General features: G+C 67.4%; 17 protein-coding genes. 7 read left to right on the top strand and 10 right to left on the bottom strand.

The window, feature by feature from the left end; genetic code table 11:
* Window positions 1–340: 340 nt before the first annotated feature.
* The 6 genes from AB0Q90_RS16600 to AB0Q90_RS16575 all read right to left on the bottom strand — a co-directional run bounded on the left by AB0Q90_RS16600 (window position 341) and on the right by AB0Q90_RS16575 (window position 11775).
* On the bottom strand, window positions 341–3799 hold the full coding sequence (locus AB0Q90_RS16600) for a DEAD/DEAH box helicase family protein (RefSeq protein WP_363165447.1): 3459 nt from the start codon (window positions 3797–3799) through the stop codon (window positions 341–343).
* 50 nt (window positions 3800–3849) lie between these two features.
* A complete protein-coding gene (locus tag AB0Q90_RS16595; RefSeq protein WP_363165446.1) occupies window positions 3850–5067 on the bottom strand; it encodes a restriction endonuclease subunit S in 1218 nt (405 codons plus the stop codon).
* Window positions 5068–6585 carry a class I SAM-dependent DNA methyltransferase gene (locus AB0Q90_RS16590; protein ID WP_363165445.1) on the bottom strand — a complete coding sequence of 506 codons (1518 nt, stop codon included), beginning with the start codon at window positions 6583–6585 and terminating at the stop codon, window positions 5068–5070.
* Window positions 6586–7048: 463 nt separating this feature from the next.
* Window positions 7049–9550, bottom strand: coding sequence for an AAA family ATPase (locus tag AB0Q90_RS16585; RefSeq protein ID WP_200743535.1), 2502 nt, complete (start codon window positions 9548–9550; stop codon window positions 7049–7051).
* 399 nt (window positions 9551–9949) lie between these two features.
* A complete protein-coding gene (locus AB0Q90_RS16580) occupies window positions 9950–10489 on the bottom strand; it encodes a GNAT family N-acetyltransferase (RefSeq protein ID WP_363165444.1) in 540 nt (179 codons plus the stop codon).
* Entirely contained in the window at window positions 10486–11775 is a 1290-nt protein-coding gene (locus tag AB0Q90_RS16575; RefSeq protein WP_363165443.1) for an XRE family transcriptional regulator, read from the bottom strand. The genes AB0Q90_RS16580 and AB0Q90_RS16575 overlap by 4 nt, the downstream gene beginning before the upstream one ends.
* A 241-nt stretch (window positions 11776–12016) precedes the next feature.
* On the opposite strand from AB0Q90_RS16575, the gene AB0Q90_RS16570 reads away from it, so the two are divergent.
* From AB0Q90_RS16570 to AB0Q90_RS16540, 7 genes are all read left to right on the top strand, one after another.
* Window positions 12017–12463 (top strand): ATP-binding protein, encoded by a 447-nt coding sequence (locus AB0Q90_RS16570; RefSeq protein WP_363165442.1) that lies wholly within the window; start codon window positions 12017–12019, stop codon window positions 12461–12463.
* A gap of 227 nt (window positions 12464–12690) precedes the next feature.
* Complete coding sequence (locus tag AB0Q90_RS16565) at window positions 12691–12879, top strand: hypothetical protein (RefSeq protein WP_363165441.1); 189 nt, start codon at window positions 12691–12693, stop codon at window positions 12877–12879.
* Between the two features lie 189 nt (window positions 12880–13068).
* Window positions 13069–13248 carry an FxLD family lanthipeptide gene (locus AB0Q90_RS16560; protein ID WP_030750825.1) on the top strand — a complete coding sequence of 60 codons (180 nt, stop codon included), beginning with the start codon at window positions 13069–13071 and terminating at the stop codon, window positions 13246–13248.
* 217 nt (window positions 13249–13465) lie between these two features.
* Entirely contained in the window at window positions 13466–16420 is a 2955-nt protein-coding gene (locus AB0Q90_RS16555; RefSeq protein ID WP_363165440.1) for a lantibiotic dehydratase, read from the top strand.
* The gene (locus tag AB0Q90_RS16550) at window positions 16417–17691 is read left to right on the top strand and encodes a lanthionine synthetase C family protein (RefSeq protein ID WP_363165439.1); all 1275 of its coding nucleotides are present in this window, start codon (window positions 16417–16419) and stop codon (window positions 17689–17691) included. The genes AB0Q90_RS16555 and AB0Q90_RS16550 overlap by 4 nt, the downstream gene beginning before the upstream one ends.
* A gap of 21 nt (window positions 17692–17712) precedes the next feature.
* Window positions 17713–19794: a methyltransferase, FxLD system gene (fxlM, locus tag AB0Q90_RS16545; protein WP_363165438.1), complete on the top strand. Its 2082-nt coding sequence runs from the start codon at window positions 17713–17715 to the stop codon at window positions 19792–19794.
* An 89-nt stretch (window positions 19795–19883) separates the two neighbouring features.
* Window positions 19884–21017 (top strand): hypothetical protein, encoded by a 1134-nt coding sequence (locus AB0Q90_RS16540; protein WP_363165437.1) that lies wholly within the window; start codon window positions 19884–19886, stop codon window positions 21015–21017.
* A 6-nt stretch (window positions 21018–21023) separates the two neighbouring features.
* On the opposite strand, the gene AB0Q90_RS16535 is transcribed toward AB0Q90_RS16540, so the two are convergent.
* The 4 genes from AB0Q90_RS16535 to AB0Q90_RS16520 all read right to left on the bottom strand — a co-directional run bounded on the left by AB0Q90_RS16535 (window position 21024) and on the right by AB0Q90_RS16520 (window position 26281).
* The gene (locus tag AB0Q90_RS16535) at window positions 21024–22739 is read right to left on the bottom strand and encodes a relaxase/mobilization nuclease domain-containing protein (protein ID WP_363165436.1); all 1716 of its coding nucleotides are present in this window, start codon (window positions 22737–22739) and stop codon (window positions 21024–21026) included.
* A complete protein-coding gene (locus AB0Q90_RS16530; RefSeq protein ID WP_363165435.1) occupies window positions 22736–23479 on the bottom strand; it encodes a MobC family plasmid mobilization relaxosome protein in 744 nt (247 codons plus the stop codon). Before AB0Q90_RS16530 ends, AB0Q90_RS16535 begins: the two co-directional genes overlap by 4 nt.
* A 169-nt stretch (window positions 23480–23648) precedes the next feature.
* A complete protein-coding gene (locus AB0Q90_RS16525) occupies window positions 23649–24548 on the bottom strand; it encodes a DUF2637 domain-containing protein (protein ID WP_363165448.1) in 900 nt (299 codons plus the stop codon).
* 458 nt (window positions 24549–25006) lie between these two features.
* Window positions 25007–26281, bottom strand: a complete 1275-nt coding sequence (locus tag AB0Q90_RS16520; protein ID WP_363165434.1) for a DUF3631 domain-containing protein — start codon at window positions 26279–26281, stop codon at window positions 25007–25009.
* Window positions 26282–26487: the final 206 nt, after the last annotated feature.

Below are 26487 nucleotides of genomic sequence, written 5' to 3'. Positions count from 1 at the left end.
TCCGAATAGTCCTTCATCGCCATCGGCGGTCTTCTCGCTTCCTCCGGATCAAGCAGATCCAGTATCAGCGTGTCCACCACTCAGGGGGAGGCCCCGTCCGTTCCACGTCATCCGCTCACGCATCGCTCACGCACGACCAGCCCCGGCGTCATCGCTTCCGCAGGTCCTCGTGAGGCACGAGAAGGGTGCTACCTCCCGCCCACTTCGTTCCACACACGTGGCAGATCACGTACCAGTCGTCGCCCGGCGCGCTCTCGTCCATGCGCCCGCGCTGCCCCGTTCCAGGGCACTCGTTGGCGATCTCTTCTTGACGCATTGCATCTCCCCTGTATCTGGTTGATCAAGCCGCACCTTCGCCCGCGACAGCAGTGGAGCGGATCGAGTGGATGACGGACACCATCGCGTCCACTTCGGTGTCGGGAAAGATCGCCTCGGGGCCGGTCGGCGCGAGCGCGGTGAACGGCGACTCATACAGTGCGTCGACGTCAATGGTGCCGTTTCGCGCAAGATAGTCGATCAGCTCGTTGAGGAAGCGGAGCTGGTTGGCTGTGAACGTCTTGCCCTGCTGGAAGGTGTCGAATGCCAAGGCTGCCGCTTCCCGCTCCAACCCCGTCAGCGACCGTAGGAAAAGGCCGAGGCCGCCCTTGGCATCCTTGATGTAGTCGATGTCTGCAGTGGTGCCGAGGCTGGCCTCCACGAAGATCTGTTCCAACTGTGACAGGTCAGTCGCGGTGATCTGCTTGTTGCGACGGATCTTCTGGACGGCGAGCTGGTCCTGATGCGTGTTGAGGTAGATACGGATCTTCTGCTCGAAACGTGTGAGATCGGTACCGATCTCCATGCCGCTGAGCGTGGCAGCGGTCAGCTCGCCGAGCTCGTCCTCGAAGTCGGTGTAAACAATGCTGCGCTTGGTCTTCTCGATCAGCCGGACGAGCCCGCGCAGACGGCGGCGCATCGTCTCCAGCAGGGGAAGCGTCACATCCTGCCACCACTCATCGCCGGCCACTTCGTCGAGCAGGGGCCGCTGGGCCTTGACCGCCGGGATAGTCAGATGGTCGAGCAGTGTGGACGCGATCTCCTGGACTTGGTCCCGCAGGCGAGTAAAACTCGGGTCGCCGTTCAGAACGGCGAGTTGGAGTCGGAGCGAAAGCAGGTCGAATCGCTTGGCCTCCTCCCCGGTGTCGCCCTTGTCGCGGAATGCCGTCGGAAGTCCTGACAGGTGATCGACGACTTGGCTGTGAGCGTCAGGCGTGAATGCAAGCCACGCATCGAAGTCCGCGAAGGTTTCAATCTGCTCGCGGTGCGGACGGACAAGGAAGTTGTCCGGATTCATCGCCGTCACCTCGTCATGCAGGCGTGTGGCGAGGTCCCAGCGCAGGCCCTCATCACTGACCGTGCCATCGGACTCTGGACGTACGGCGGACTCCGCTGCCTCTTGGCCAGGGTCTTCTGCTTCGTCGAGGGCGAGGAGCAGGTCGGCGCGGCGTTCGAAGATCCGCTGGCTCAGAGAGGGAGCGACCTTGCCTTCAGCGCGCATCAGGTTCTGGTTGAAGAACTCGATGTTCTGACACAGGTCAAAAACCAGGAAGCCGTCCTTGCTGCGGTTCGGGCCGAACAGGTCGGGTGCGAGGCGAGTGCCGCGGCCGACCATCTGCCAGAACTTTGTCTTGGACCGCACCAGCTTGAAGAAGACGAGGTTGACGACCTCAGGCACATCGATGCCGGTGTCCAGCATGTCCACGGAGATGGCGATCTGGGGAAGCTCCGCCGCGTCGGAGAACTTGTCGATGAGGCTCTGGGCGTACTCGGTGCGGTACGTGATGACCTGGGCGAAGGCGCCCTTGAGATGCGGGTAGTTCTTGTCGAACCGCTCTGCGATGAACTCCGCGTGGCGGTTGTTGGCGGCGAAGATGATGGTTTTGCCGAGCTTGTCGCCGCCGTCGACCTTCAGGCCGTGCGTCATGAGGGTCTGCAGGACCTTGTCGACGGTGTCGGCGTTGAAGAGGTACTTGTTCAGTTCCTCTGTCGTGATCTCGTCCGGGATTTGCCCGTCCTCGCTCCACTCCGTCTCGTCCCACTTCTCCTTGTCCTCGTCGGAAAGGTCGTCGTACTTGATGCCGCCCCTCTGGAACTTCAGCGGGACATCGACAGCACGCGGCGCCACCAGGTAGCCCTCTGCCACCGCCTCGTCCAGGCTGTAGACATCAGTGGGCACGCCATCCTCAAGCTCGAAGCGACGATAGGTGTTCCGGTCGACTTCGTCCTTAGGCGTCGCTGTCAGGCCAACAAGGAGCGCATCGAAGTAGTCGAAGATCGCGCCGTATCGCTGGTAGATCGAGCGATGTGCCTCATCGATGATGATCAGGTCGAAGAAGCCAGGGCCGAAGGGACGGCGGCCCGAAGCGTCGGTCTGATCGATCAGATTCATCATCGTCGGATAGGTGGAGACGAACACCCGCGCGTTGGGGTCCTTCTCCTCCAGAAGGTTAACGACGGGGGCACCAGGCAGATGCTTCTTGAACGCGTTGGTGGCTTGCTTGACCAAAGCGGTGCGGTCGGCGAGGAAGAGGACGCGCTTGGCCCAGTTTGCGCGCATCATCAAGTCGCTCAGCGCGATTACGGTGCGAGTTTTGCCGGATCCGGTTGCCATCACGAGCAGGGCGTGGCGCAGTGAGTCCTTTTCAAAGGAGTCAGCAATCCGTCTTATTGCGCGGGACTGGTAATGGCGGCCGGCGATCTGCTCGTTGATCGGCATCTTGGCGAGGCTGCGGCGGCTGGCTCGCCGTTGAGCCAGGAGACGAAGTTCATCCTTGGTGTAAAAGCCTTGCACCTCACGGGGAGGGTAGCTGAGGTCATCGAAAAAGTAGGTGCGGTAGCCATTGGTGTAGAAGATCACTGGCCGCTGCTTGAACTGATCTTCCAGGGCCTTAGCGTAGACGGTCGCTTGATACTTGCCCTGCTGCGGGTCGCGGGTGGTTCGCTTGGCCTCGACGACGGCCAGGGGTTTGCCGTCGTCGTCCCACAGAACGTAGTCAACCTTGCCCTTGCCAGAGGGCGCGGCCGAGGGCGGCAACCCAGTGACCGGGTATTCGCGGTCCCTCGGCTGGTCCAGGTCCCAGCCAGCCTCCTTGAGGAGGAGGTCAATGATCAGGGTGCGGGTCTGGGCTTCGTTGTAGTCGTGCGTGTCCGGCTGTGCCTCGTTCGCGACCTTGGCCGCCTTGATCTGTGAACGCAGCTCGGCGATCTCCGCGTCCAGATCCTCGTTCTTCTTCCGCTCTGCGACAAGCGCGGCATCCTGCTCGGCGTGCTTCTCTGCCTGGGCCTTCAGCTCGGCCTGCTTGGTAATGCGCACCTCTGCAGGGACCGGTCGAGGTATCAGCGCGGCATCGAAAGCGAGCGTGGACGGGGGCAGTTGGGTCTGGTCGCGGGTATAGGTCCGGGCCATCCAGTACAGGACATGGAATAGCTCCGTGAGCGTGCGCACCGCGTCCTGGGGAGTTATAGGTGTCTTGCGGTGCACAGCGATATTGCCTTGCCGACGGATTACATCCATCTTCGCCCGGACCGCAGGGCCAGACACCCGCACCAGTGTCGGCTCGGCAATCAGCGCCGCTAAGTCACGTCGATAGGGCAACCTAAGCGTGTCATCGGCATCGAACATCCAGGCCACCGCGATTTCCAGCACCCGACGCGCATAGAACGCGGATGCCCTCGGGTCTGCATGCGCCAGCCGCTCAGCGTGTACGGCTTCGCGGTGCAGGTCAGGCCACTCGGCCTGGAGAAAATCGAAGTTGCTCACGGTGGTGCCCCTTCGCAAGTGCGGGTGGATAGCGGTACTGAGGGCAGCGCTTAACCGACGGCTGCGGCCTCATCCGGCCACAGCTCCCCGCAGAATGCGCGGTGTTGGAGTGAGATTGTCAGGGCATCAAGCTCGGCCAGATGGGCATAATGTGATGACTTCGCGCTCTCAAGCATGTTTACTTTCGCCGCATACTGACGTTGGAGCACAAGAGGTGGCAGCTCGCATTCAAGACTTAGTAGCTTCGCCTTTGAAATATTAGGCATTGAGGCGGCACTTCCACTCGCGAGCGAGCGAACCTTTTCGCGCTTTGATGGATATGTCAGCAAACCGTGCAGATAGGCCTTGTCGACCTGTGCACCTCGCTTCGGGACGAGGCGGAAAATAAGATCCGGAATGAGCAGACGCTCTCTCGTATTCCGAACATAGGCAACTGCCGCAACAAGCTCGGAAGTGTTCTTACGAGAGAACAGGAGGTCACCGACCCTCACTTCGTTCTCGATTTCCTTTGCCGCACCTTCGGGCAGAGCCTTATTTTCAGCGGGGCGATATACGCATTGCGTAACGGCTCCGAGCTTCAACACCCCCCATTCCTCTTTGGCGGCGGGGCGATCCAGGCAGACGGGGCTTCTTCCGCTATCGATCCGATCCAGCACCGAGCCCAGAGGGAGGCGTTCCCAACTCTTCGGATTAGCGACGGGGTCGCCGAACATGTCAAGAAAGATGGATTGGGCGAGATCGTCGAGCAGGGCGATAGCTTCACCACGCTTGGCGCGAAGTGCGTCTACACGATCCAGTACTTGAGCGATCCGTCGCTGGACCGGAATGGAGGGCAGTGGAATGCGAAGTGGAGCCAGATCCTTCTTATTGAGCTGAGGAACGCTGCTACCGTTCGCGATCGAGGAGAGATCGAACGATTTGAACCAGTGATACAGGTACCCGCTGTCCAGCCGACCGGGAAGAGGTTCGACAGCCATCACGTTCGGATCGAGGACGCAGGGGCGTTCCACGAGCCTCTTTTTATTCGTCCCAATGGCGCCGCCTCGTTTCGGAAAAATTACCGAACCAGGCGGACATGTTGCCGATTTGGCCCCAGGTTTGGCGCTCCAACGCTGGGACTCCCCAAGGATTCGCTCGTTTCCGGGCAGGTTCATATCAGAAACTCTCACGAGGAGATAGCCGCCAGGCTGCCCCTCGAAGGTTTCACCAGCGGGAAGCGATGCTCCAGCGTAGAAATTCGACACGTCCCCGAGCAAGGATGTCTGCATTTAGAGCATCCCTTTCAACTCGCTCATACCCTGCTGAATTTCCGCTTCAATCCGGGCCAGTTCGTCCATAATCTCGGCTGGCTCTCGATGTTCGACCTCTTCGTGGACGATCTCCTTGTACCGGTTGAGGCTCAAGTCGTAGCCTTGATTGGCGATGTCGGACTTGGCAACGCAGAAGCTCTGCTCGGTTCGTGGCCGCTCCTGTTCGCTACCGTTACGGCGTTTCCACCGAGTCAGCACGTCGGGCAGGTTGTTCTTCGCGTGCTCGGTTTCACTCAGCGTGCCGTCGCCTACTAGCGGCCCAAGCTTGTCCTCCGCTAGAAGCGGCATGCGCTTGTCATCGAGGCTCCAGCCGTCTGCCGTGGCCTCGTAGAACCAGACGTTGTCCGTGCCCCCGCTATTGGTCTTGGTGAAGAACAGGATGGCCGTGGAAACCCCGGCATACGGTTTGAAGACACCGGCCGGCAGTTTGACCACGGCATCCAGTTTGTGGCCCTCGACGAGCAACTTCCGCAGATCCTGGTGCGCCTTGCTGGAGCCGAACAACACCCCCTCTGGGACAATGACCGCAGCCCGGCCGCCAGGCTTGAGGAGGCGCAGAAACAGGGCCAAGAAAAGCAGCTCGGTCTTCTTGGTCTTGACGACCTTTTGCAGGTCGCCGGCCGTAGCGTCGTAATCGAGGCTGCCGGCGAAGGGTGGGTTGGCGAGGATGAGCGAGTACCGGTCAGCCTCACCCGCCGCGCTCTGGGCGAGCGAGTCGCGGTAGCGGATATCGGGGTTCTCGACCGAGTGCAGCAGCATGTTCATGCTGCCGATGCGGAGCATGGTGCTGTCGAAGTCAAAACCGTGGAACATGCTCTCGTTGAAGTGCTGCCGCTGACGCGGCTCGAATAGCGCCTCACGGTGTGTGCGCTCGACGTACTCGGCAGATGCCACCAGGAAGCCAGCCGTACCGCATGCCGGGTCGCAGATCTCATCGCCCGGCTGCGGGGCCATCATCTCGACCATTAGCTGGATGATGTGCCGGGGCGTCCGGAACTGGCCGTTCTGCCCAGCCGTGGCGATCTTGCCGAGCATGTACTCGTACAGGTCGCCCTTGGTGTCCTTATCGCCCATGTCGATGCCGTTGATCATGTCGACGGCCTTGGTGAGCAGGTTCGAGGTCGTGATGGTGAAGCGTGCGTCCTTCATGTGATGCGCATAGGTGGACTCCTCACCACCCAGCGTGCGCAGCCAGGGGAAGACGCCGTCGCGTACCCGAGTGAGCATGTTCCCGGGGGACTCGTTGATGAACACGGACCAGCGCAGGACCTGGGTATCGTCCGTGTAGATCGGGTTCTCGACCGGCCGCCCGGAGCGGTTGGCCTTGTTCTCCTTGGCCTGCTCCAGGATGTCGAGGCGCCGGATGAACATCAGGTAGGTGATCTGTTCGATGACCTCCAGTGGGTTGGAGATACCTCCTGACCAGAAGGCGTCCCACAGTCGATCGATCTTGCTCTTCAGCTCACCTGTAATCACGGATGCAGGCTAGCGCAGCCCAAGGACACGAGCAGGGCACCCGAAGAATCGTTGGTCGCGAGACTCTGACGTCCATAGCAACGTGTTCTCCACAGAGTCGACAAAGATCGCCAAGCATCGCGACGGTTACCCCGGCTGGCAGCCGCGTATGGTGCACGGCTCCATCTGGCGGGCGGACGGGTTGTGGGCTCGCCCGCAGCACGCTCCGGCTGGCCCGCCTCGTCGCCGAACCTGTGCGCGATGCAGTCACACAATGGGGATGACAGGTTGGATTCCACGCACGCGAACGCGAAAGACCGCGTCAACAGGGCCTCCTGGTGCTCGGTTTGGTTCGCACCCCCGAGCTACCAAGAAGCCCTGCTGTCATGCCCAGACTCTCGCGCGACCACCCGATCAGGAATCCTGTTCGACCAGACCAGCCTAATGATCGGTAAGTGGACGGCGTCTCATAGATGTACCCCGGTCAACTTGCGGTCGATCCGCTTGTTGCAGATGACGTCGCAGGTGTCTCCGCCGAGGTCAACTGGGGCTCGGACCGTTGCGTGCTTGCCGCCGTCATCGGTTCGCCAACTGGCGGTTTGGCGGGTGTCGCCGGTTCCTGCGGCCGGTCCTGATGCGCGAGCCGTTCCTGATATCGCAGCGCGGCGAGTTCTTCCTTGAACTTGTCGTAGTCCGGCACGGGCTGCAACGGCTCATTGCCGAGGTCGTAGCGGCGCCGCATGTCAGCGAGCCGCGTTCGCCGAGCGTCACCTTCGTCTGTGTCTTCCAGAGCCTTCTCGATCTCACGGAAGAGGATGCGGGCCTGGTCGCGGATGACACCATCTGGGTGATCGTGCAGGAAGCCCCGTACGAGCCGGGTCACGCGGTCTCGCTGCTGAGCGTCGTCCTCGGCGGTCCTGGCGTCGTGCAGCAGGTCGGCAAGGTGTCCGAGTAGCTGCCCGAAGTTCTCTCTGGTGGCTTCGGCTGCCTCCCTGAGCACGCTGTCCTCGTCATCTGTCGTCGTGGCGTGAAGCACCGAGACGACTTCACGCGCGAAGCCCACCTTCTCGACGTGTTCTCCGGGAAAGGCCAGGGCGAATGCCTTGACGGTCGCATCCCAGACGTGCGGCGCACCTGTCAGGCTCTTCTGGATGGTGTCGGGGGTGAGCTTGGCGGTGGCATCGCGATCGAGACCGATCACGTGCTCGGCGTAATGGCGAGCAGCTGCCGCGGCGACCGGGAGTGCAATGAGATCTTCCGGCTCCTCGACGGCCACACTGGGTTCGACGGCCAGGTGGACGTCTTTCGTCCACTGGCCGACGGAAAGGATGAACTTGGAATTGATGTAGGCCCGTCGGCCGACCGGGCTTTTACGGAGACGCGACAACGCGTCGTTGCCGGACTTGTCGCTGTCTAGCAAGACCACGCACGGTGGTTTGATCTCGTCTCGCCCTCGGGCCAGGAAGACCAGATAGGGGATGGCGCCGGCCGATCCAGCGGGCACGATCGTGACCTCATTGAGGTTGAGCGTCTGGCTGGGGGCCGCGCCCCGGCCGCGCAGATGCGAAGAGACTCCGGCGAGCAAGACCTGGTCGGCGAGCCCTTCCACAAACAGATTGGCGCCACCGATGAACGCTGTTTCGGCAACAAAGGGGCCCAGCGAGGAGCGCAGCGGTTCGTAGTGGTTCCGGCTGGCGTCGGTGACAACGCGTGTGCCTTCGTCGTGGCTGCCCTTATCAAGTACACGGATGCGGTGCGCGGCATTGCGGTTGATGAGATAGGGCGAGTGCGTCACATAGATGACCTGCCCACCTGGGGAGGAGTCTTCCGGCCTCGCGAACTCTTCCAAGATGCGCAGGAGATCCTGCTGGCCGACGCCGGACAGGTAGGCGTCAGGCTCGTCGAGCAGCAGGAGCTGCTCGCGTCCGCTCGGGCGCTGGTTGGCGCGAAGCTGAACATAGTAGGAAAGGAAGTACCGTAGGCCCCGGCTGCGTTCGGCGAATGAGTACTCCGTCTCAGTGCGGTCACGAATTGTGAACGCGACTTCCCGCTCTCGTGGCGACAGAAGAAGCCGAAAGTCGCGATCTTGTGCCCACCACTTCGGGAAGTTGAGGTGTTTGGCGATGGCGTCGTTCATTCGCTGAATGATCGCGTTGACCTCGCCTTCGCGCTCAGCAGTGAGCGCGGCGTCGAGATCACGGAACGCGGCGGGATCGATCCGCGCGACATCGAGTAGGAGGCTGCGCCCAAGCTGGAACTCCTTCTCGCGGGCCCGGGCGATATCGGGATCAACTGCCCGCGGCGTGAGGAAGTCGGAGATCGTGGACCACAGGGCAGGGAATTCATTCTCGGCAACCTTGGACTTGGGGAGGGAGTCCAGAAGCTGGCGACGACCCGCGCGGTCCGGGTGACCATCGACGGGCTGCCCGGCCAGCCGGCCGATCGGCATGCTTGCAGGCAGGGCGACTTCCGTCTCCAGCCGAAATACCTGCGGGAACGTCGCGCGAAGATCCTTCTCCTCGTCGGCCGTCAGATCACGGCGCGCAGGATTGCGCGCACTGAACACGAACGAGGTTCCGCTGCCCGAACGGACGTAGTGGAACCCGCTGGCATCGTCCCCGGAGTAGCCCAGCGACTCCATCATCTCGACATCTTCGTCAGTCTCAGCCGAGAAACGACCGGCGAAATCCGAGACGCGGCGTCCCCCTTGCTCCACCGAGTAGAGATCCGAGTAGCGGCAGAAGTCACGACGGTCAACGGGTTCGTCGGTCAGCAGCCTGCCCACGGCATCGAGAAGGTGGCTCTTACCCGACTCATTGGCACCGACTACCGCGGTGACGTAAGGATCGACGTCCAATCGTACGAACGGGTACCACCCGAGGCTGGTTCGTTCCCACTCCAGAGCGTTTCCCTCCCGGTGGGCCTTGCGCTCGTAGTCGAAGTTGAACGAACGGAAGAACCGGACGTAGACGCGGTCCAGCTTCATCTGCCCTCCCCCGGTTGACGTGTTGATCTCCGCATTCTGGCACCGAAGCCCGACAATTGTGTCCACATTGCGCACGCTGCAGTGATCCAACGGAGCGCGCCGGGCTTACAGCCTTCGAAGCCGCCAAGCCGTCCTCTTCCTCCGGTGCACCTCCCTCCGATGTATTGGCCCATACGACCCCAGCTTGTGCGCGCACGATGAATGCATCGAGCCTGCCCCTGGTGCAGCGCCGTTGGGCCGTAAGCTCCCATGCGCCCTCCGGGAGACAGACGGCACCAGCCACCCTCACGAGCCAGACGAGCGGACGAACTACGCCCATCTCTCCCGCCAGCGACCGGAGCTCATGCCCACCTACCCCGAACCAACCGATCGCGTGCGGAAAGCGGACGGCGTCTAAAGTCAGCGGATGTCGCGGATCATCACGGTGAGGACCGGTGAGGCCGGTGACGGCTGGCTCTGCCCGATGTCCTCGTATCCCCACGACTTGTAGAGCGCGTGGACCTTTCCGTCGCCAGCGGCCGGGTTGACCATGAGCGTGACGTACGGCTCGTCGCGGGTGGCGAGGAGGGCGTCGTGAATGCGGCGGGCGGTGCCGGTTTTCCGCCAGGTCGGCCGGACGCCGATCTCCTTCAGGGCCACTGCCGGGCGCTCGGTGTACTTCTCCGCCGGCGTCGGGCTGGTGCGCTGCCAGTAGCGGTCGCCGTGCTCGATGGTGTTGCCGTAGGCGTAGCCGACCGGGTGCCCGTCCGCGTACGCGAGGACGGCCGTAAACCCCGGTTCGGTGCCGTGTCGGTCCAGGCGTTCGCCGAACGCGGTGACGGCGTAGTTCGGCAGGTGGAGGAGTGGGGCGCGCACGTCGGCGTACACGTCGAGGAGGTCGCTGCGGGCGGTGTCGAGAGTGGTGAAGGAGCGTAGTTCGATGGCGGGCGCCGTGGTCATGCGGCCATCCTCCAGGCGGTGGTGTGCTCGGTCCAGGTCTGCACGGTGGAGCTGCCCGGCGCGGTGGCGCGCAGTGCGGCCCCGAACTCCTGCAGCATGCGCGTGACGCGGGCGTGCTGGGTGGCGGCTTCGGCGGGGACCTTCATCGCGGTGGCCGTGGCGGCGTCGGGGGCGCCTTGGGCGAGCTGGGCGTGGGCGAGGCGGGTCGTGGTGATGGCGCGGGAGCGGATCATGTGAGTTCGGAGGGCTGACAGGCAGCGGTGGGCGTGGTACTCGGCGGTCGAGTAGTCGCCGAGCGCCAAGTGTGCGGAGAGGGCCAGGGAGTCCAGTTCGGCCTGGTCGTAGAAGGCGAGCATCCACACCGGCCGGTAGTCGGTGGGGTCGGCACGCAGCATGGCGTCCTGGGCCTGATCGAAGGCGCGGCGGGTGCCGGTGCGGTCCTGTGCCGTGCCGTGGATGGCGCCCTGGCGGGCCAGGCCGAGGGAGGCGAACAGGGGGTCTCGGCGGGTGAGGTGCAGGTTGCGGGCGACGTCGTTGGCGGCGAACGCGTCGGCGGGGCGGCCCATGTGGCGGTACATGGTGCCCGCGTGGCTCCAGATGCGGAACTTGATCGCCTGGTCGCCGGACATCTCGGCGAGGGCCTGGGCCTCGCGCATGTGCGCCTTGGCGACGTCGTAGCGCCGGCCGTCGATGGCAGCCCACATCGCGGAGGAACGGAAGGCGGCTGCTGAGGCGTAGAGGTTGCTTCGTACGCGCTGGGTGGCGCTGCCTGCGTTCTGGAGGTTGAGCGCCTCGTCGGCGAGGGCGGCGGCCCGCTGTTCGATGCCGAGTTGTCCGCCGTGGCGGTGGTCGCTGGCGATGATCTCGGCGAAGCGCTTGTTCAGGCGGTTGACGTCACTCATGCCGATACGGCGCGGTGACGCGGTGCCGGGAGCGGCTGCTGCTGCCGCAGCGGCTGCCGCTGCGATCCCGCCGACGAGGGTACGGCGCTTCATGTCGGGGTCCTCCTGCTGCGGTAGGGCCGGGGTGGACGAAGGCCGGCCCCGTGGCACGAACCCTAAAGCGACGGCGGGTAGTCCGGTGACGTCCTCAAGTGCCGTGCGGGCGGCTGACTTTGGCCAGGTCACCCGGCCCGCTTTCCATGCCCGGACCGATGAGCCGTCGAGTCCACCAGGGCGCCCGGTCAACCGTTCAATGGCCCTGTTCACGGCCTCGGCGAGGCTGTTGGAGCTGTAGCCGTGTTCGGTCATCCACGCCTCAAGAACGGTGTTGCGGGTGGTGTCCATGCGGGCACGGTAGCCCTCGCTATCCCCGCCCGTCAGGCAAAGGAGAGGTCAAAACGCCCTAGGCGGGTCCGTCGACTGAGCACCTGAACGTCCTAACCAACCTGCTGGGAAAGGGAGTTGTCTGGGTGCTGGTCGCCCGCCGCGCCCCACCATGCGGGTGGCTGTTGACGGCCCGGTCCGCCCCTGAGGTTCCCCCGCGGGGGCGGGCCGGGCGCCGAGACGACACGAAGGCTCCACCCCAATGACGAGTCTGAGAACACAAGTTGAGGCCCTGTCCGTCGGCCATCCCACGTACAGCCAGACCTTCCCGTGCGAGCCGTCCACGGCCGAGCTCGGCCGCGAACTCGTTCGGGACGTCCTCGGCGTGTGGCACCTCGACGGTCTCGCCGACCGTGCCGCGCTGATCATCACGGAGCTCATCGCGAACGCCTCCAGGCACACTCCGTGTCCCGAGATTCGCCTCATGGTTGGGCGGCCGAGTGCGACTCGACTGCGTGTCGGGGTCCTGGATCGGGAACCATCGCGTCTTCCCATACTCGGCCAGGCGGCTGACGACGACGAGTCGGGGCGCGGGCTGCTCCTCGTCGACGCTGTCGCCGACCGCTGGGGCTACGACCTGCACGGCTCGGACAGGCGCCCTTGGGGCAAAGAGGTCTGGGCGGAACTCCGTACCGAAGGTGGCAAGTGAGCATCCCGGCCACGGCATCCTCGCCCCTTCCGGATCTGGCACGACTCCGGCCCCGCCAGCAGATGGCCATGGACTGCGCCCTCTGCGCCTGGCCGTTGGGAGCGAGCGACGACGGCTGGGCGAGATGCGCCACAGGGGCGTGCCGTTCCAGCTCGGGGCCTGCGCTCCCAACTGCCTGGCCGCCAGATCGACCATCCCGACCAGCTGAGAAAAGGGGACGTTCCTCCATGGAGTGGCCGTGGTTCACCGGCGACTGCTGGCTCGGCTGCGGGCGTACCGGAGTCCTGGTGGTCTGGCTCGGCCCGGTGCAGTGGGACGGGCAGCACGCTCCCTTCTACGCGTGCGAGCCGTGCCTCGATCGTCTCAAGGCCCAGGCACTCGCCTACTTCATGGAGCGGCGGCCGGCATCCGCTTGATCGGACTCCCGGCACACGACTTCCCGGCGCGAGCCAGACAGCCCGCGAGGACTTCCTACGCGGAGCACGTCCCTTCGCGCCGGGTGACCAGGAGCCCACCGCGGAGCAGCCATTCGGCAACGCTCCCGTGACGGCACCTGGTGGGCGCTCCAGCCCAGTAACACCACAACGATTACGAGGAGTTGAAGCATGACGCGCAGCACCGTAGTTCCCAGCCGCACCGAAGTACGCCCGCACATCCCTGGGGCATCGGACGGCTTCGACCTGGACGTCTCCCTCGTCGAGATCGCCGATCCGGCGGGCCTGGTGAACCTGACCGACGACAACTGTGGGTCCACCTGCGGCGCCTGCACCACCAACGTCGCCTGACCTGGACCCCAGGTCACCCCGGCCTGGTGCCGCCGCGTCTCCGCGCGGCGGCACCAGCCGCCCGTCCCCTCGCCTACGGAGGTACTTGGTGGTTGCTTCGCCCGCAGCGTTCCGCACCGGTTCCACCGCTCTCGTGCGCGCAGTGGCCCGGCCATCGCTGCCGTTCCCGCCATGCCCTGACCTCGATGACAGCTCGCCCAGTGGTTCGTCTGCTCGGATGGCGTGGCTACGCGCGGTGTGGGTGGACAAGGACGTCGCCGAGGCGCTCCAGCACTCCAGCCCCGTCCTGGCCGCGCGGGTAGGGGCCCTGTGCACGGCTGAGCATCCCGCCCCCCGAGATGTGCAGCGCGCGGCGCTGTCCGTGGCCCGCTACCTGCTGCGGGCCCAGCACCGGGCGACACCCTTCGGCCTATTCGCCGGCGTGGCCACCGCGGAGTTCGGCCCGCAGGCACGGGCCGACTGGGGCGAGGAGCACATGGTCGTCGGCCGCGCGGGGGCAGAGTGGCTGGCGGCCCTGGTCGAACGGCTGGAGTCGTGCCCGGACCTCCTCGAACGGCTGCCCGTCGTCGTCAACAACACCGTGACATACCGGGGAGACCGGCTCATCGTGCCGTTCCAGCCCGGCATCCAGGACGACCGGACTCGCGCGGTCGAGGCGTCCTTGGCCCTGACCGAACCGGTGCGCGCCGTCCTTGCCGCGGGCCGACTACCGATCCGGTTCGGCACCCTCGTGGAAAAGCTCCAGGCGGAGTTCCCCGAGGCCGGTCCCGAGAAGGCGCGTCAACTGCTGGCGGAGTTGATCCGGCGGCGGGTGCTGATCACGGGCCTGCACTCTCCGAGCACCGAGACCGATGCCCTCGGGCATCTGGTGGGCCAACTCGACGCGATCGACGCTGGAAGCCTCGCCCCGGTCGCGGAGACCGCACGCGAACTCCACGCGGTCCGGGCTGGCCTGGAGGCGTGCGCCACGCACGGCGGCCGGGATAGCGTCGCGGCGCGGATGCGAGACCTCGTCCCTGGCCTGCGTCGCCACCCCGTCGCGCTCGACCTCCGCCTGGACGCGCAGATCGTTCTGCCGGAAGTGGTCGCCCGAGAGAGCGAGCGCGCCGCTCTTATCCTGACCCGCTTGAGCAGCCGCCCGTACGGGACCGCCGCCTGGAACGAGTACCACCAGCGGTTCTACGAGCGGTACGGCATCGGCACGATGGTCCCGCTCGCGGAGGTCGTCGCGGACAGCGGCACCGGCTATCCCGACGGCTACCCAGGCGCTCCGGCCAGCCCACACAGGCCCCGCGTCTCCGCTCGGGATGACGTCCTTATACGGCTGGCCCAGGCCGCTGCGCTCGACGTCCGTGACGAAGTGCTCCTCACGGACGAACAGATTGAGGCCCTGGACGTGGGGCCTGACGAGCCTCGGCTGCCGCCGCACTTGGAGATCGGGGTGCGGGTGCATGCGGTCAGCCTGGAGGAGTTGCAGCGCGGGCGGTTCCGGCTCGAGGTCGTGAGCGTGTCCCGTGGTGTCGGCGTTTCCACGGGCCGGTTCCTCAGCGTCCTGGCCCCCGCCGACCGGGAGGCTCTGGCCGCCGAGCTTGCCGACCTCCCGGCCGCAGACGGCAACACCGTGCCCGCGCAGCTCTCTTTCCCGCCCCTGCTCTCCGAGAGCGCCCACGTCACCCGCTCCCCACAGGTTCTCCCCACCGTGATCAGCCTTCAGGAGCACCGCACCCCGCAGGACACCGTCCTCACCCCGGAGGACTTGGCTGTGGGGTGCGACGGCCGCCGCATGTACCTCGCCGTCCCCGAGCGGGGCCACCGCGTGGAGGTCGTCGGAATGCACGCGCTGAACCTGCGCACCCACACGCCGCCGCTCGTGCGGTTCCTCACCGAACTGTCCCGCGCCCAGTGCGCGCAGGTCACCGTCTTCGACTGGGGCGCCGCAGCTGCGATGCCGTTCCTGCCACGTCTGCGGTACGGCCGGATCGTGCTGGCCCCGGCGCGCTGGCGGCTGGAAGCGTCCGAACTGCCCGGCCATGCCCACCCTCGGGCCGAGTGGGACGCCGCACTCAGCGACTGGCGTGCCCGGCGGAGGCTGCCGCGCCGCGTCTTCCTCGTAGAGGACGACCGGCGCCTCTTCCTCGACCTCGACGAGGCTGGCCACTGTGCACTCCTGCGTCGGCACCTCGACCATTCGCGCTTGGCCGTGCTCGTTGAGGCCCCGGAACCCGAGGCGTATGGCTGGTGCGGTGGGCGAGCCCACGAGGTCGTGGTGCCCCTCAAAGCAACCGGGCCGTCGGCATGGCCGCCACTGCCGGCCCCCAGCCGGGCCCGTGCCCTGTCTGCGGCCCAGCGGCAGACGCCTGTCGCTTCCTCGGTACTTCTGGCCGCCCTGTACGGCGACCCCCGCCGCCAAGACGTCTTGCTCTCCCGGCACTTGCCCCGCCTCCTCGAACAACTCGGCAACCCGCCATGGTGGTTCATCCGCTTCCGCGACCCGGACCAACACCTCCGCGTACGCATCGCCCTCCCCGACGCGCAAGCCTTCGCCGACACGGCCCGAACGGTGAGCGCCTGGGCCGACGAGCTACGAAGCATCGGCCTGCTGGCCGATCTGCGCTATCCCACCTCCTACCGTGAGATGGGCCGCTGGGGCTCCGGCGCCGCATGGGAGGCGGCCGAGGAGGTGTTCCGGGCGGACTCGCGCGCCGTCCTGGCCCAGCTCGCACAGCCACAGCACCCCAGTCAGCGCACGCTGGTGGCGGCCCACACGGTCGCCATCGCCTCCGCGTTCCTCGGCACCACCGAGGCCGGGGTGCGGTGGCTGATCGACCATGTCTCGCCGACCGCACCCGTGCCCGTTCCTCGCCCGCAGTTCACCGAGGCCGTACGGCTCGCCGACCCGAGCGACGGCTGGTCGGCCTTGCGCATGGTCCCGGGAGGGGACGCCATCGTGTCCGGATGGGTCGACCGGGAAGCGGCACTCGCTACGTACCGGCCGCATCTGCCCGGCCCGGACACCCAGGGCATCGCCATCGACGACGTCCTGACATCCCTGCTGCACGTCCACTTCGTGCGCCACGTCGCCGTGAACTTCCCGGAGGAAGAGGTGTGCCTATACCTGGCGCGTGCCGCCGCCCTGGCCTGGACCGCCCGCATCAAGGGGAGGGCCTCGTGAACGCGCACCCCACGCTCCGCCTGGTCGACGCCATCGCCGCCCAACTCGCCGACCCCGACACCGTGCCCCTCGGCTCCAGAACGCTGTCCTCGGACCGGCAGCACCTTGCCTACGGTCCGCCCGGCATCGCGCTCCTGCACATCGAGCTGGCTGCGAATGGCCTCAGCCCGTGGCACCGCGCCCACGACTGGCTCGCCGCCGCCTCCCGGCAGCCGCTCACCAGCGGCCCAGACAGCCACCCGTTCTACGGAGTGCCTGCCTTCGCCCACGCCCTGTCCTGTGCGGCCGACCACCTTCCCGGCTCCTACCAGCGCGCCCTCGACGCGATGGACGCCCAGATCGCGGTCGACGTCGGACGCCGTCTCGACGCCGCACACCGCCGCATCGACGCCGGACGCCTGCCACAGCTCGCTGAGTTCGACGCTATCCGGGGCCTCACCGGATACGGCGCCTACCTACTACGCCGAAGCCCCGGCAGCTCCACGACGCGCGCCGTTCTCGACTACTGCGTACGCCTCACCGAACCGATCACCCACCACGGCGAGAGCGTGCCGGGCTGGTGGGCGGAGACCGGGCCCTCGGGCAGCCCGGACGACCGATTCCCCGGCGGGCACGCCAACACCGGTATGGCACACGGCATCGGCGGCGTGCTCGCGCTCCTGGCCCTCGCCGCTCGGAACGGCTCCGTCACCGATGGGCACCACGCAGCACTACACACCATCCTGGCCTGGTTGGACCGCTGGAAGGAGGAGGCCGACGGCGGACCGGTCTGGCCGTACTGGGTCACTCAGGGCGAGCTGCGAAGCCGGCGTCTCGCCCCGTCCGCGCCCCGGCGGCCATCCTGGTGCTACGGCACCGCCGGCCTCGCCCGCGCCCAGCAACTCGCCGCGCTCGCGCTCGGCGACACCCGCCGCCAGATCGACGCGGAGAACGCACTCGTGGCCGCCCTCACCGACCCCGAGCAGCTGAAGGCCACGACGGACAACGGCCTCTGCCACGGGTTCGCCGGCCTCGCCCACGTCGCCGCGCGTATGGCCGACGACGCCCACCCCTCGCCCGCGGAGAAACTCCGCGCCGCGATCCCGGCCCTCCTGGCTGCGGTCATCCCACCGGGCACCGACCCCGAACTCACGGCCACGGAGCTCATCCAGGACGAGGAAGGCGGCCCCGGCCTACTCGACGGCGCCGCCGGCATAGCCCTGGCGCTCCTCGCGCCCAGCACCGCCGCACCACCCCGGTCCGCCTGGGACGCATGCCTCCTCATCGCCTGATCCACCGACCGAAGGACCTCAATGCCTCCTGACCGCTGGCAGCAGCACAACATCACCTTCGTCGACCGCGAGATTGCCCAGCGCACCATCGCCGAACGCCTCGGCCCCACCCTGATCGAGGCCGAGGCCGACGGGCAGCTCACCGACTGGTGGTTCATGAACAAGCAGCCCTGGCCGCTGCGTTACCTCGCCGACAAGCCCTCACCAGCCATTGAGTCGCTCTTGAGCGATCTAGTCGGCGACGGCGTGGCCGCGTCGTGCCTGCCCAGCGTCTACGAGCCCGAGACCGACACGTTCGGCGGACCCGAGGCCATGGACACAGCCCACGAACTGTTCCACAGCGATTCCCGCCACCTGCTCACCTACCAGCCGAGCCAGATGCACCTGGGACGCCGGGAGACCGCCGTCCTGCTGACGAGCGCCATGATGCGCGGCGCGGGACTCGACTGGTTCGAACAAGGCGACGTATGGGCGAAGGTCGCGGCCCTTCGCCCAGCCACCGCTCCACGACCGCCCGAACGAACCGCCGAACTGGCTCCGCCCATGCGCAAGCTCATGACCGCCGACGCCCACAGCCTCTGCCGCCCGGATGGCCCACTCCACGCTCACGAGGAATGGGTGACCGCCTTCCAACGGGCCGGCGCCACGCTCGCAGACCTCGCAGGCCGCGGCGCCCTCACCCGCGGCCTGCGAGCCGTCATCGCCCACCACGTGATCTTCCACGCCAACCGCGCCGGTCTCCTCCGAGACGACCAGAGCGCCCTGTCCCACATCGCACGAGAGGTAGTCATGGGAACGAGTGACCACACCGAACCGCCCACCGAGGCAACGGCCGACACCGATAGCTTCAGCGCGGTGAACACCGACACGATCACCACCCCCACGGCGGACGCCGAGCGCCTCCGCAACGCCCTGGTCGACCAGCTCCGCGCGGACGGACACGCCCGCACACCCGCCGTCGAAACCGCGTTGCGGACCGTACCCCGCCACGTGTTCGTGCCCGACGCGTCACTCGAAGACGCCTACGCCAACGCACCCGTGCACATCAAGTACGACACCGACGGCACCTCCATCTCCTGCGCCTCCCAGCCCGGCGTCGTCGCCCTCATGCTGGACCAGCTCGAAGCCCAGCCCGGCGAGCGCATCCTCGAACTCGGCGCCGGCACCGGCTACAACGCCGGCCTGCTCGCCCACCTGGTCGGCGAGAACGGACATGTGACCACCCTCGACGTCGACGACGACCTCGTGGAAGGCGCCCGCACGCACCTCGCCGCTGCCGGGATCACCAACGTAGAGGCCCTGACCCGCGACGGGGCGCTCGGCTACGCCGAAGCAGCGCCGTACGACCGGATCATCGCCACCGTGGGCGCGCACGGCGTGCCGCACGCCTGGCTGCAGCAGCTTGCCCCCGGCGGCCGGCTTCTCGTCCCCCAGCGTCTCAAGGGCACGGTGTCCCGCTCCATTACCTACGAGCAGCATGACGGCCGTTGGGTCTCCCTCGGCAGCGAGATGAACACCTTCATGCCGCTTCGGCGGGGCATCGCCGACGACGACCGCCGAGTGATCCCGCTCAGCACGGACGGCACCGTACGACTCCAGGCCCCCGCCGGACTCAACATCGACGCCGACGCCCTCGCAGGTGTACTCGACCAGCCGCGCACCGAGGAGTGGACCGGCATGACGGTCCGCGCCATGGAATCGCCGGAGTGGATGGAACTGTTCCTCACCTGCTCCCTCCCCTCCGGTCTCATCCGGATGCTGTTCCCCCAGAGCGCCAAGGGCACGCTACTCACGGAGGACCCCTACCCCTCGTCGACTGCGGTCGTCGACAAGGGCGCCGTCACCTACCTCGCCCGGCGCGTGTCCAAGAAGACGACCTCCGAGGGCGACAAGCTCTGGGAGTTCGGCGTCATCGGCCACGGCCCCGGCAGCGACGAGCTGGCCGCGAAAGTCGCCGACACCATCCGTACCTGGGACAGGAAGTACCGAGGTCGTGAGGCCACGTTCGAGATCCAGCCCCTCGACGCCCCCGCCATCGAGCAGCGCCCCGACCTCTTCGCCCTCGACACGCCGCTGAACCGCATCGTCGTCGACTGGCGTTGACGCCCCACGCGTAGCGGACGGTGCCCGTCGACACATGGCTGGCGGGCACCGCCGCCTCAGCATTTCCTCACTCTCGACAAGGGGGATCCATGGACCCACACGGCTCCACAGCCCAGCGCTTCCCGCTCGTCGCCCGATTCCGACCCGCCTGCCTGCCCCTGCCTGAACGCGTACGCGCACTCGTCGACCTGGCCGACACCGCGGTGAAAGAGACTGACCAGGGGCTCGCATCGGCCGTCTACAACCAGGCCGCGCTCATCGCCTCCGACCTCGATCTCCCCGACCTCGCCCACGAGATGTGCCACCAGCACGCCGCCGCCTACCTTCATGCCTGCCCCCTGCCCGGCATGAGCGCAATCCGAGGACTGGAACCGGTCGTCAACCTCGCTCGCCTCCAGATCCGCGCCGGTCACGCCGATGAGGGTCGGCAGCGACTCCTCAACTTGTACAAGGCCGTCGAGGCGGGCGCAGCCGCCCGGTTCGAGCGCGTCACCGTACCCGCGAGCCTCACTGCGACCGGCGAAGACCGCCAGGAGGTTCGCGCGTGGCTGTGGCGCGTCCTCCTCGCAGACGGCACGCGCACCCTCACCACCGAGGGGCGATGGGCCGAAGCGCTGGCGCACATCGAAGCCCACCATGGCATCGGAAAACGGATGCTCGACGGTCGGCAGGTCGCCGTCCTCGCTGCTCTCGTTTCGGGTGACACCGCGTGGGCCGCTGCCCTCCTTGCCGACACGATGCCCGGCGACCCATGGGAACAAGCCGTCACCACATGCCTGACCGTCCTATGCCGCCGCGACGCCGGGCGGCCGATCGACGGGCACCTGGCGGACCTGGTGACGGTCTACTCCGGACGGAAGACCGAACCCGGGATGACCGTCTTCGACACCCGGCTCGGACTTACGGTCCTCGACGCGATCGGTTCCGCCAAGGCGCTCGCCGCGCACCGCATCGTCGAGGACCTCCACCGCAGGACGACAGACGCCGAAGACGGCTATGCGGCTCGCGAGAGCTTGGCTCATGCTCTGTTCACCGAGACCGCCACGGACCGGCAAGTGCAGGACTGTCACGCGCTGGTACGCGACTGCGCCCTTGGCTCAGGGACCCTCCCGAACGAGCTGCGAGGAGAACTGACGGCGGCTCTGCGCGCCAGCGACCGCGTGATCCGGGAAAGCCTCGCACGTTCCTCCGATCCCCGAGGAACGCAACCCCTGCGGCTCTGACGGTGTCTAACGGCGCCGTCGGTGCTGCTGTTCGGCAGGCGTCGTAGTCGTCGATGGAGTCTGACCGTTTTGGATCTGCTGGACGCGGACCGAGGGTGTGATGGTCGAGCGTCGGCGGGCAGCTTCAGCGCGGCGGTTCGGAGCAGGGTTCCGGCCGGTGTGCTGAATACGGGTGATCAGCACCCGGGCGGGTTGGCGGGCGCTGGTCAACTCGCGCTGTGCAGCGGCCTCCTTGAGGAGCTGGTGGGGTTGGTGGCCGCGGGCTTCGGCGTCGGAGAGGACGGTGGCAAGTGCCGGCCAGGCCGGGTCGGCGAGGATGCGCTCGGCGTGGTCGGGGACGGCTGCTCGTACGTCGTTCGCGAGAACGCGGCGGGTTTGCTCCCTGGGCGGTCGGGCTGTGAGTTCGGCGAGAGTCGGAGCAAGGGCACGGTCGGCGGCCATCTGGAGGTGCTGGACAGCCTGGCGGGCGGCGTCAGCCTGGTGGGCGTGGTTCTTCGCTTCGTGCCAGCGCCTGGCGACGATGGCGGCCCAGACGAGGGCTGCAACCATGGCTGCCAGTGCGCTGCCGTCGGGGCCGGTGGCGGTGTGGACGATGTCGCGGGCCGCGCTGCGCAGGGCGTGGGCGGCTCGGTCTTCAGCTCGGATCTGAGAGCGCTGGGCTCGGGCGAACGCCTTGGCGGCGGCCTGGAGTTCGGTGCGCAGGTTGGCGGGTGCCTTCTGGGCGGTGGCTTCGAGCAGTTCACCCAGGGCGGTGATGTGGGCCTGGGCGTGGGTGTCGTCGGCAAGGTCGCTGTGGAGGGTGTCGAGCGCGTCGGTCGCCTGCTGCCAGGGGGTGCTGGGGTGGTTGCGGCGGGCGGTGGGGTGTTCCTCGGGCCGGCTGGATTCGAGGCGGGTCGTGATCTTGGGCAGGGAGAGGTCAGGGGAGATCTTGCTTCCGGGGTGGTAGATCTGCTCGCCGGCCTCGTTGAGGTCGCCGGGGCGGCCGGCGGCGTAGCCGAGGAGGTCGCCTGACGGGCCGCGCCGGACCTGGACCTCGACGCCGCTGGCTTCGAGGTAGGCGATGAATTCCTCGGCGTTGGTCGCGTGGGGGATGGCGGCGCGGATGCGGTCCTGGAGCCATGCGGGGCTGGGCTGTTCCCAGCCGAGGCGTTCGGCCTTGTGCATCTCGGCCTGGGTGGGGCGGCGGGTGCCGGTGCGGTCGCCCTTCTTCAGCTGCCTGAGCCCGTAGTTCTTTTCGATCTCGCGGCAGGCGTCGCCGACGCGGATGCCGCTGTCGTGGAGTTTGGGGCGGCGGCCGTCTTCGCGGACGGTGGTGGCGAGGATGTGGATGTGGTCGTCGGCGTGGCGTACGGCGATCCAGCGGCAGGCCAGGTCATCGCCTGCGGGGGCGATGCCGGCAGCCTGGACGATGCGCTGGGCGATCTCGCCCCACTCGGTGTCGGAGAGGTAGCGGTCCTCGGGGGCAGCGCGCACGGGGCAGTGCCAGACGTGGTCGGTGGCCTTCTTGCCGAACTCGCTGTTGCGCAGCCGCACGGGCTGGTCGAGGTAGCGGGCGAGTTCGGTGAGGGTGGCGTTCTCGTCGCGGCCGGGGTCGGGCATGCCGAGCATCGCGAATCCGGCGACGATGTGCGGGTCGAGGTGCTCGTCGTGGTCGCCGGGGCCATAGAGGTAGGCGAGCAGGCCGCGGGTGTTGGACCCGGCCGGTTTGATTGCGGCGATCACGCGGCTGCCTCCGTGTCCGGGTCGGTGGGCTGGCGCAGGGCCTCGGCGATCAGCTCCAGGAGTTGGCGGAGTTCGGTCAGATGCTGGCGGATGTCGGGTGGGGTGTGGTCGCTGTTGAGGGCGCGTGCGATCTGGTTGACGTTGACGCCGATCCGGTTGAGCTGGCGCAGGACCTGGGCGCGGAAGTGGTGGGTGCGGCGGCGGTCCTCGGACAGGGGCAGGTTGGCGGTGAACCGGCCGGTGATGAAGGCGACGACGACGTCGGCGGCGAAGCCGCCCTCGCCCTTGTAGCCGTGCTCGGCAGTGGCCTCCTGGAGGAGGGCGAGCTGATCGGTCGTGAAGCGCAGGGGGCCGACACGCTCCTTGCGTTTGTCTCCTGTGAAGCGGCGGATCGTGGGCTGGACGCTCTTCACGACGGGCTCACCGCCGATGCTCTCGGCGGTGTCGGTGGCACGTACGGGGCGCAGGGTCTCGCGCTGGAAGGTGCGGAGCGTGTCCTCGTCGGGGCTGCCCTCGGTCCCGACGTCCTGGCCTGGCGCCCCCTGGCGCTGGGCCTCCTCCGCCACCCCCAGGGCGGAGACCCCCGAAGGCCGGCTGTGAGTCGGACTCGGGGTACTACTGGCTCCGCCCGGGGCAGCCCGTCCGAACGCGCGGCGCCAACGGTCCAGCAGCGTAGGGGACTTCGTCAGCGTCGGCAGCTCGTCGGGCGTGTCCTCGGGGTGGAGCGGGTCGTGCGTCATGGACGGTTCTCCGGAGAAGGTGGGAGGGCGTGCGGGTCACCGCAGAGATCAAATGGAGTTCGGGCGGCTGCCGCCTCGTCCACAGGTGTGGACGCTCGCGCGTTGCGCGGGGCGGTGGCTGGCGGGCCGGGTGACCGGAAGGGTTCCGGTCACCCGGTGGCGGTTCCGGTCAGTCGTCGGGCCGGTCGGTCTCGGCTGGGGCTTCGGGTTCGGCCCGGAGGATGTCCATCACGTCGGTCAGCCGCTTGCTGCCGATCGTCAGTCCTTTGTCCTCAACTGCCGTTCGGACGACCGTCCGGGTGAGCTTGCCCTGCTCAGCGGCTGCAGCCCGGCCGATCTCCATGAGTACCTCAAGCGGGGCGCCGGGCGGACGCCCACCGCGCGGCTTGCCTGCTGCGGCATCGGCGGGCGATTCCGGCGGCTGGACGGATGCGGCGGTCGGCGGCTCGGTGATCCGACCGGGCTGAACCAGTAGGCCGGCAGGCCGGACGCCCTCGGCCGGAACCTCGGCAGACGGGCCGACCGCGGTCGCCGACGCCTCGGCGGGGTGGACGGATGGAGTGGCCGGTGGTTGCGGCACGTGCGCAGAACCGGGGGCCGGATGGCCGACAGCAGGCTGTGCGACGAGTTCGTGGATCTGCCTCATCAGCACACCGAAGGCCACCATCGCGGCGGCCGGGGGAACCGCGGCGACCACGTAGTCGAGCAACGGCACGCTGCCGACGTCCCGCGTGCCGGTCACCCCGGCCACGTTGAGCCCGATGGAGCCGACTGAACCGATGGCGGTGACGCCGATGGCCCACAAGTCGGTGACGCGGCGCAGGCCCGCACGGAGCATGAGCAGCTCACCCGCGACGATGAACGCGTCCACTGTCGCGGGCCACGCCCACCGGCGGGTCGGCGAGTCACGGAGTCCATGCTGGGCGGCGACCTCGGCCAAGTGTGCGTAGGAGAGCCAGAACGCACCAGCGGTAAGGGCCACGATGACGATGCCGGCCGCACGGAGCACGAACTGCTCCACAGTCAACTTCGTCTTCGCCGGCTGCTCCTGACCGGGCTGGTCGTCCAGCGGCGGGCGGTCTCGGCGACGGAATATGAGAGGGATCCTCAAGCGGGGTACTCCTGGGGTAGTGGTGTGGTGCGTCTTTGCCGTCTTGGCCGTTGCAAGCGCAGGTCAGAGCAGGTACGGCAACCGCCTCGGCTCTCCGTCCTGGCGGGTGCCGCCTGTGTCGTGTTCCGAGTCGGAACACGACACAGGGGCGTCCTGCAGGGCTTGGTTGCGGATGGACCGTGTCCCGAGTCGGGACAGAGGCGGTGCGTCGTCCGTCCCAGCGGGCGGGGCTGTGACCTGCGGTGATACGGCAGGACGGCGGGGGACGGCGCAAGACGGATGAGGGCGGCGTCTTGGCGGCGGGCTGCGATGGTCGATCGCGGTGCCGTCTTGGCCCCGGTTCCCGTCTTGGCTGCATGCCCTTTGACCTGCAAGATCACGGCAGGGACGGCAGGTACGGCAACCGGGGGAGGGCCTCAGCCCTCGCCGCGCGTGGTGTCGGCGTTGATGGGGTGGACGGCGGGGCAGTACCGGCGCCAGGCATCGAGGAACTTGTTGCGCATGTAGCCCTTGCGCTGGGTCCGGTCGGCCATGCGCACGTTGCCGGACTTGATCTCGTACGCGCGCAGCATCCTGCCCAGTTCGCGGGCGTCCAGCCCGCCGCGTCCCCATTCCGCCCACGGTGCCTCGGGGTCCTGGCGCAGGTGGTGGAGGAGTTCCTCGGTGGACAGGCTGTCCACCTCGCGCTGGGCGACGAAGACCCGGCGGATGTCGGCGAGGATCCGCGCACCGCTGGGGTGGTCCTCCTCGGCCGCCTCTTCGGCGGCAACCATCCGCGCACAGGCGACCCGCGCCAGCCGGGGCCAGCAGCCACCGGCCAGGTCGGCGACGATAACCAGGGGTTCCCAGGTGTCCGCGGCGCGGTCCTCGACCGGCATGTCCGGCTCCAGGTCCGCGGCCTCGTCCAGCAGCGGCCTGGCCCACGCGTGCAGACGGTCGCGCAGCTCATTCAGAGCCGGGATGTCACGCCGCGACCGGAACGGCTTGACCTTCTCACCCTCGGCCCGGCGCCGCATACGGATCACCACTGCCCGGTCCATGACCGTGTCGGGCAGGTCGCCGATCCCCGCGATGGCCGCCATGGCGAACGTAGCGAAGCGGTGCGGGGTGTGGTCGTTGCCGACGACCCGGGTGACGTACCGGTTGCGCTGGTGGCCTGCGTTGAGCAGGCCGCGCATCTCCTCGTTCTTCTCGGCCATCTTCGGTGTGCCGAAGATGGTGTCGGCCTCGTCCACCAGGAGCGTGGGCGGGTTCTCTTCGGTGATCGACCGGAAGATGGCCGCCGGTGTGGTGTTGATGGTGAGCATCGGTTCGTGGACCGTCTCGGTCAGCACGTCGAGGAGACGCGACTTGCCGCACCGCTTCGCAGGCCCCACCACCGCCAGGCGCGGTGCGTGCTGCCACGCGGGCTGTAGGTGCGTCGCCGCCACCCACAACGTGATCGCGTCCAGGGCCTCCGGCGAGGGCGGGATCACGAACTGGGCGATCTGCGACCGCAGTTCATCCAGCAGCTTGGAGCCGTGGGTCGGTTCCGCATCGGGTATCGCCTCCAAGCCGCTCGGCGTCTCCACCGCGTCGGCGCCGTCAGCCTGCGCGGCGCGCAGGTGGGCGCCGGGTCGGCCGGGGATGGCCGCTGCGGGCCAGACAGCCTGGGCTGGGGCGGAATAGGACTCGGGGATCTCGGGTTGCACTCGGCAGCTCCTCGTCTGGCGGTGGCGGGCTCGCACGCCCTTGCCGCCGGGTTGGTTCTTCCAGGGCCGTTCGGGGTTGCTCGGGCCTCTGGCGTTGCACCGCCGGGGGCCCACCCCTTTCTCGCTGGCGCCAGGCCATCGCGAGGGAACACGGACCGTACGTCCACGCCCGGCAACAGTCCAGCATTTCTGTGTCAGCTCAGCGC

The organism is Streptomyces sp. NPDC079141, from assembly GCF_040686775.1.
GTDB lineage: Bacteria > Actinomycetota > Actinomycetes > Streptomycetales > Streptomycetaceae > Streptomyces.
Note: the sequence above shows the minus strand (reverse complement) of the source record. Positions and strands in the feature narration are given on the sequence as shown.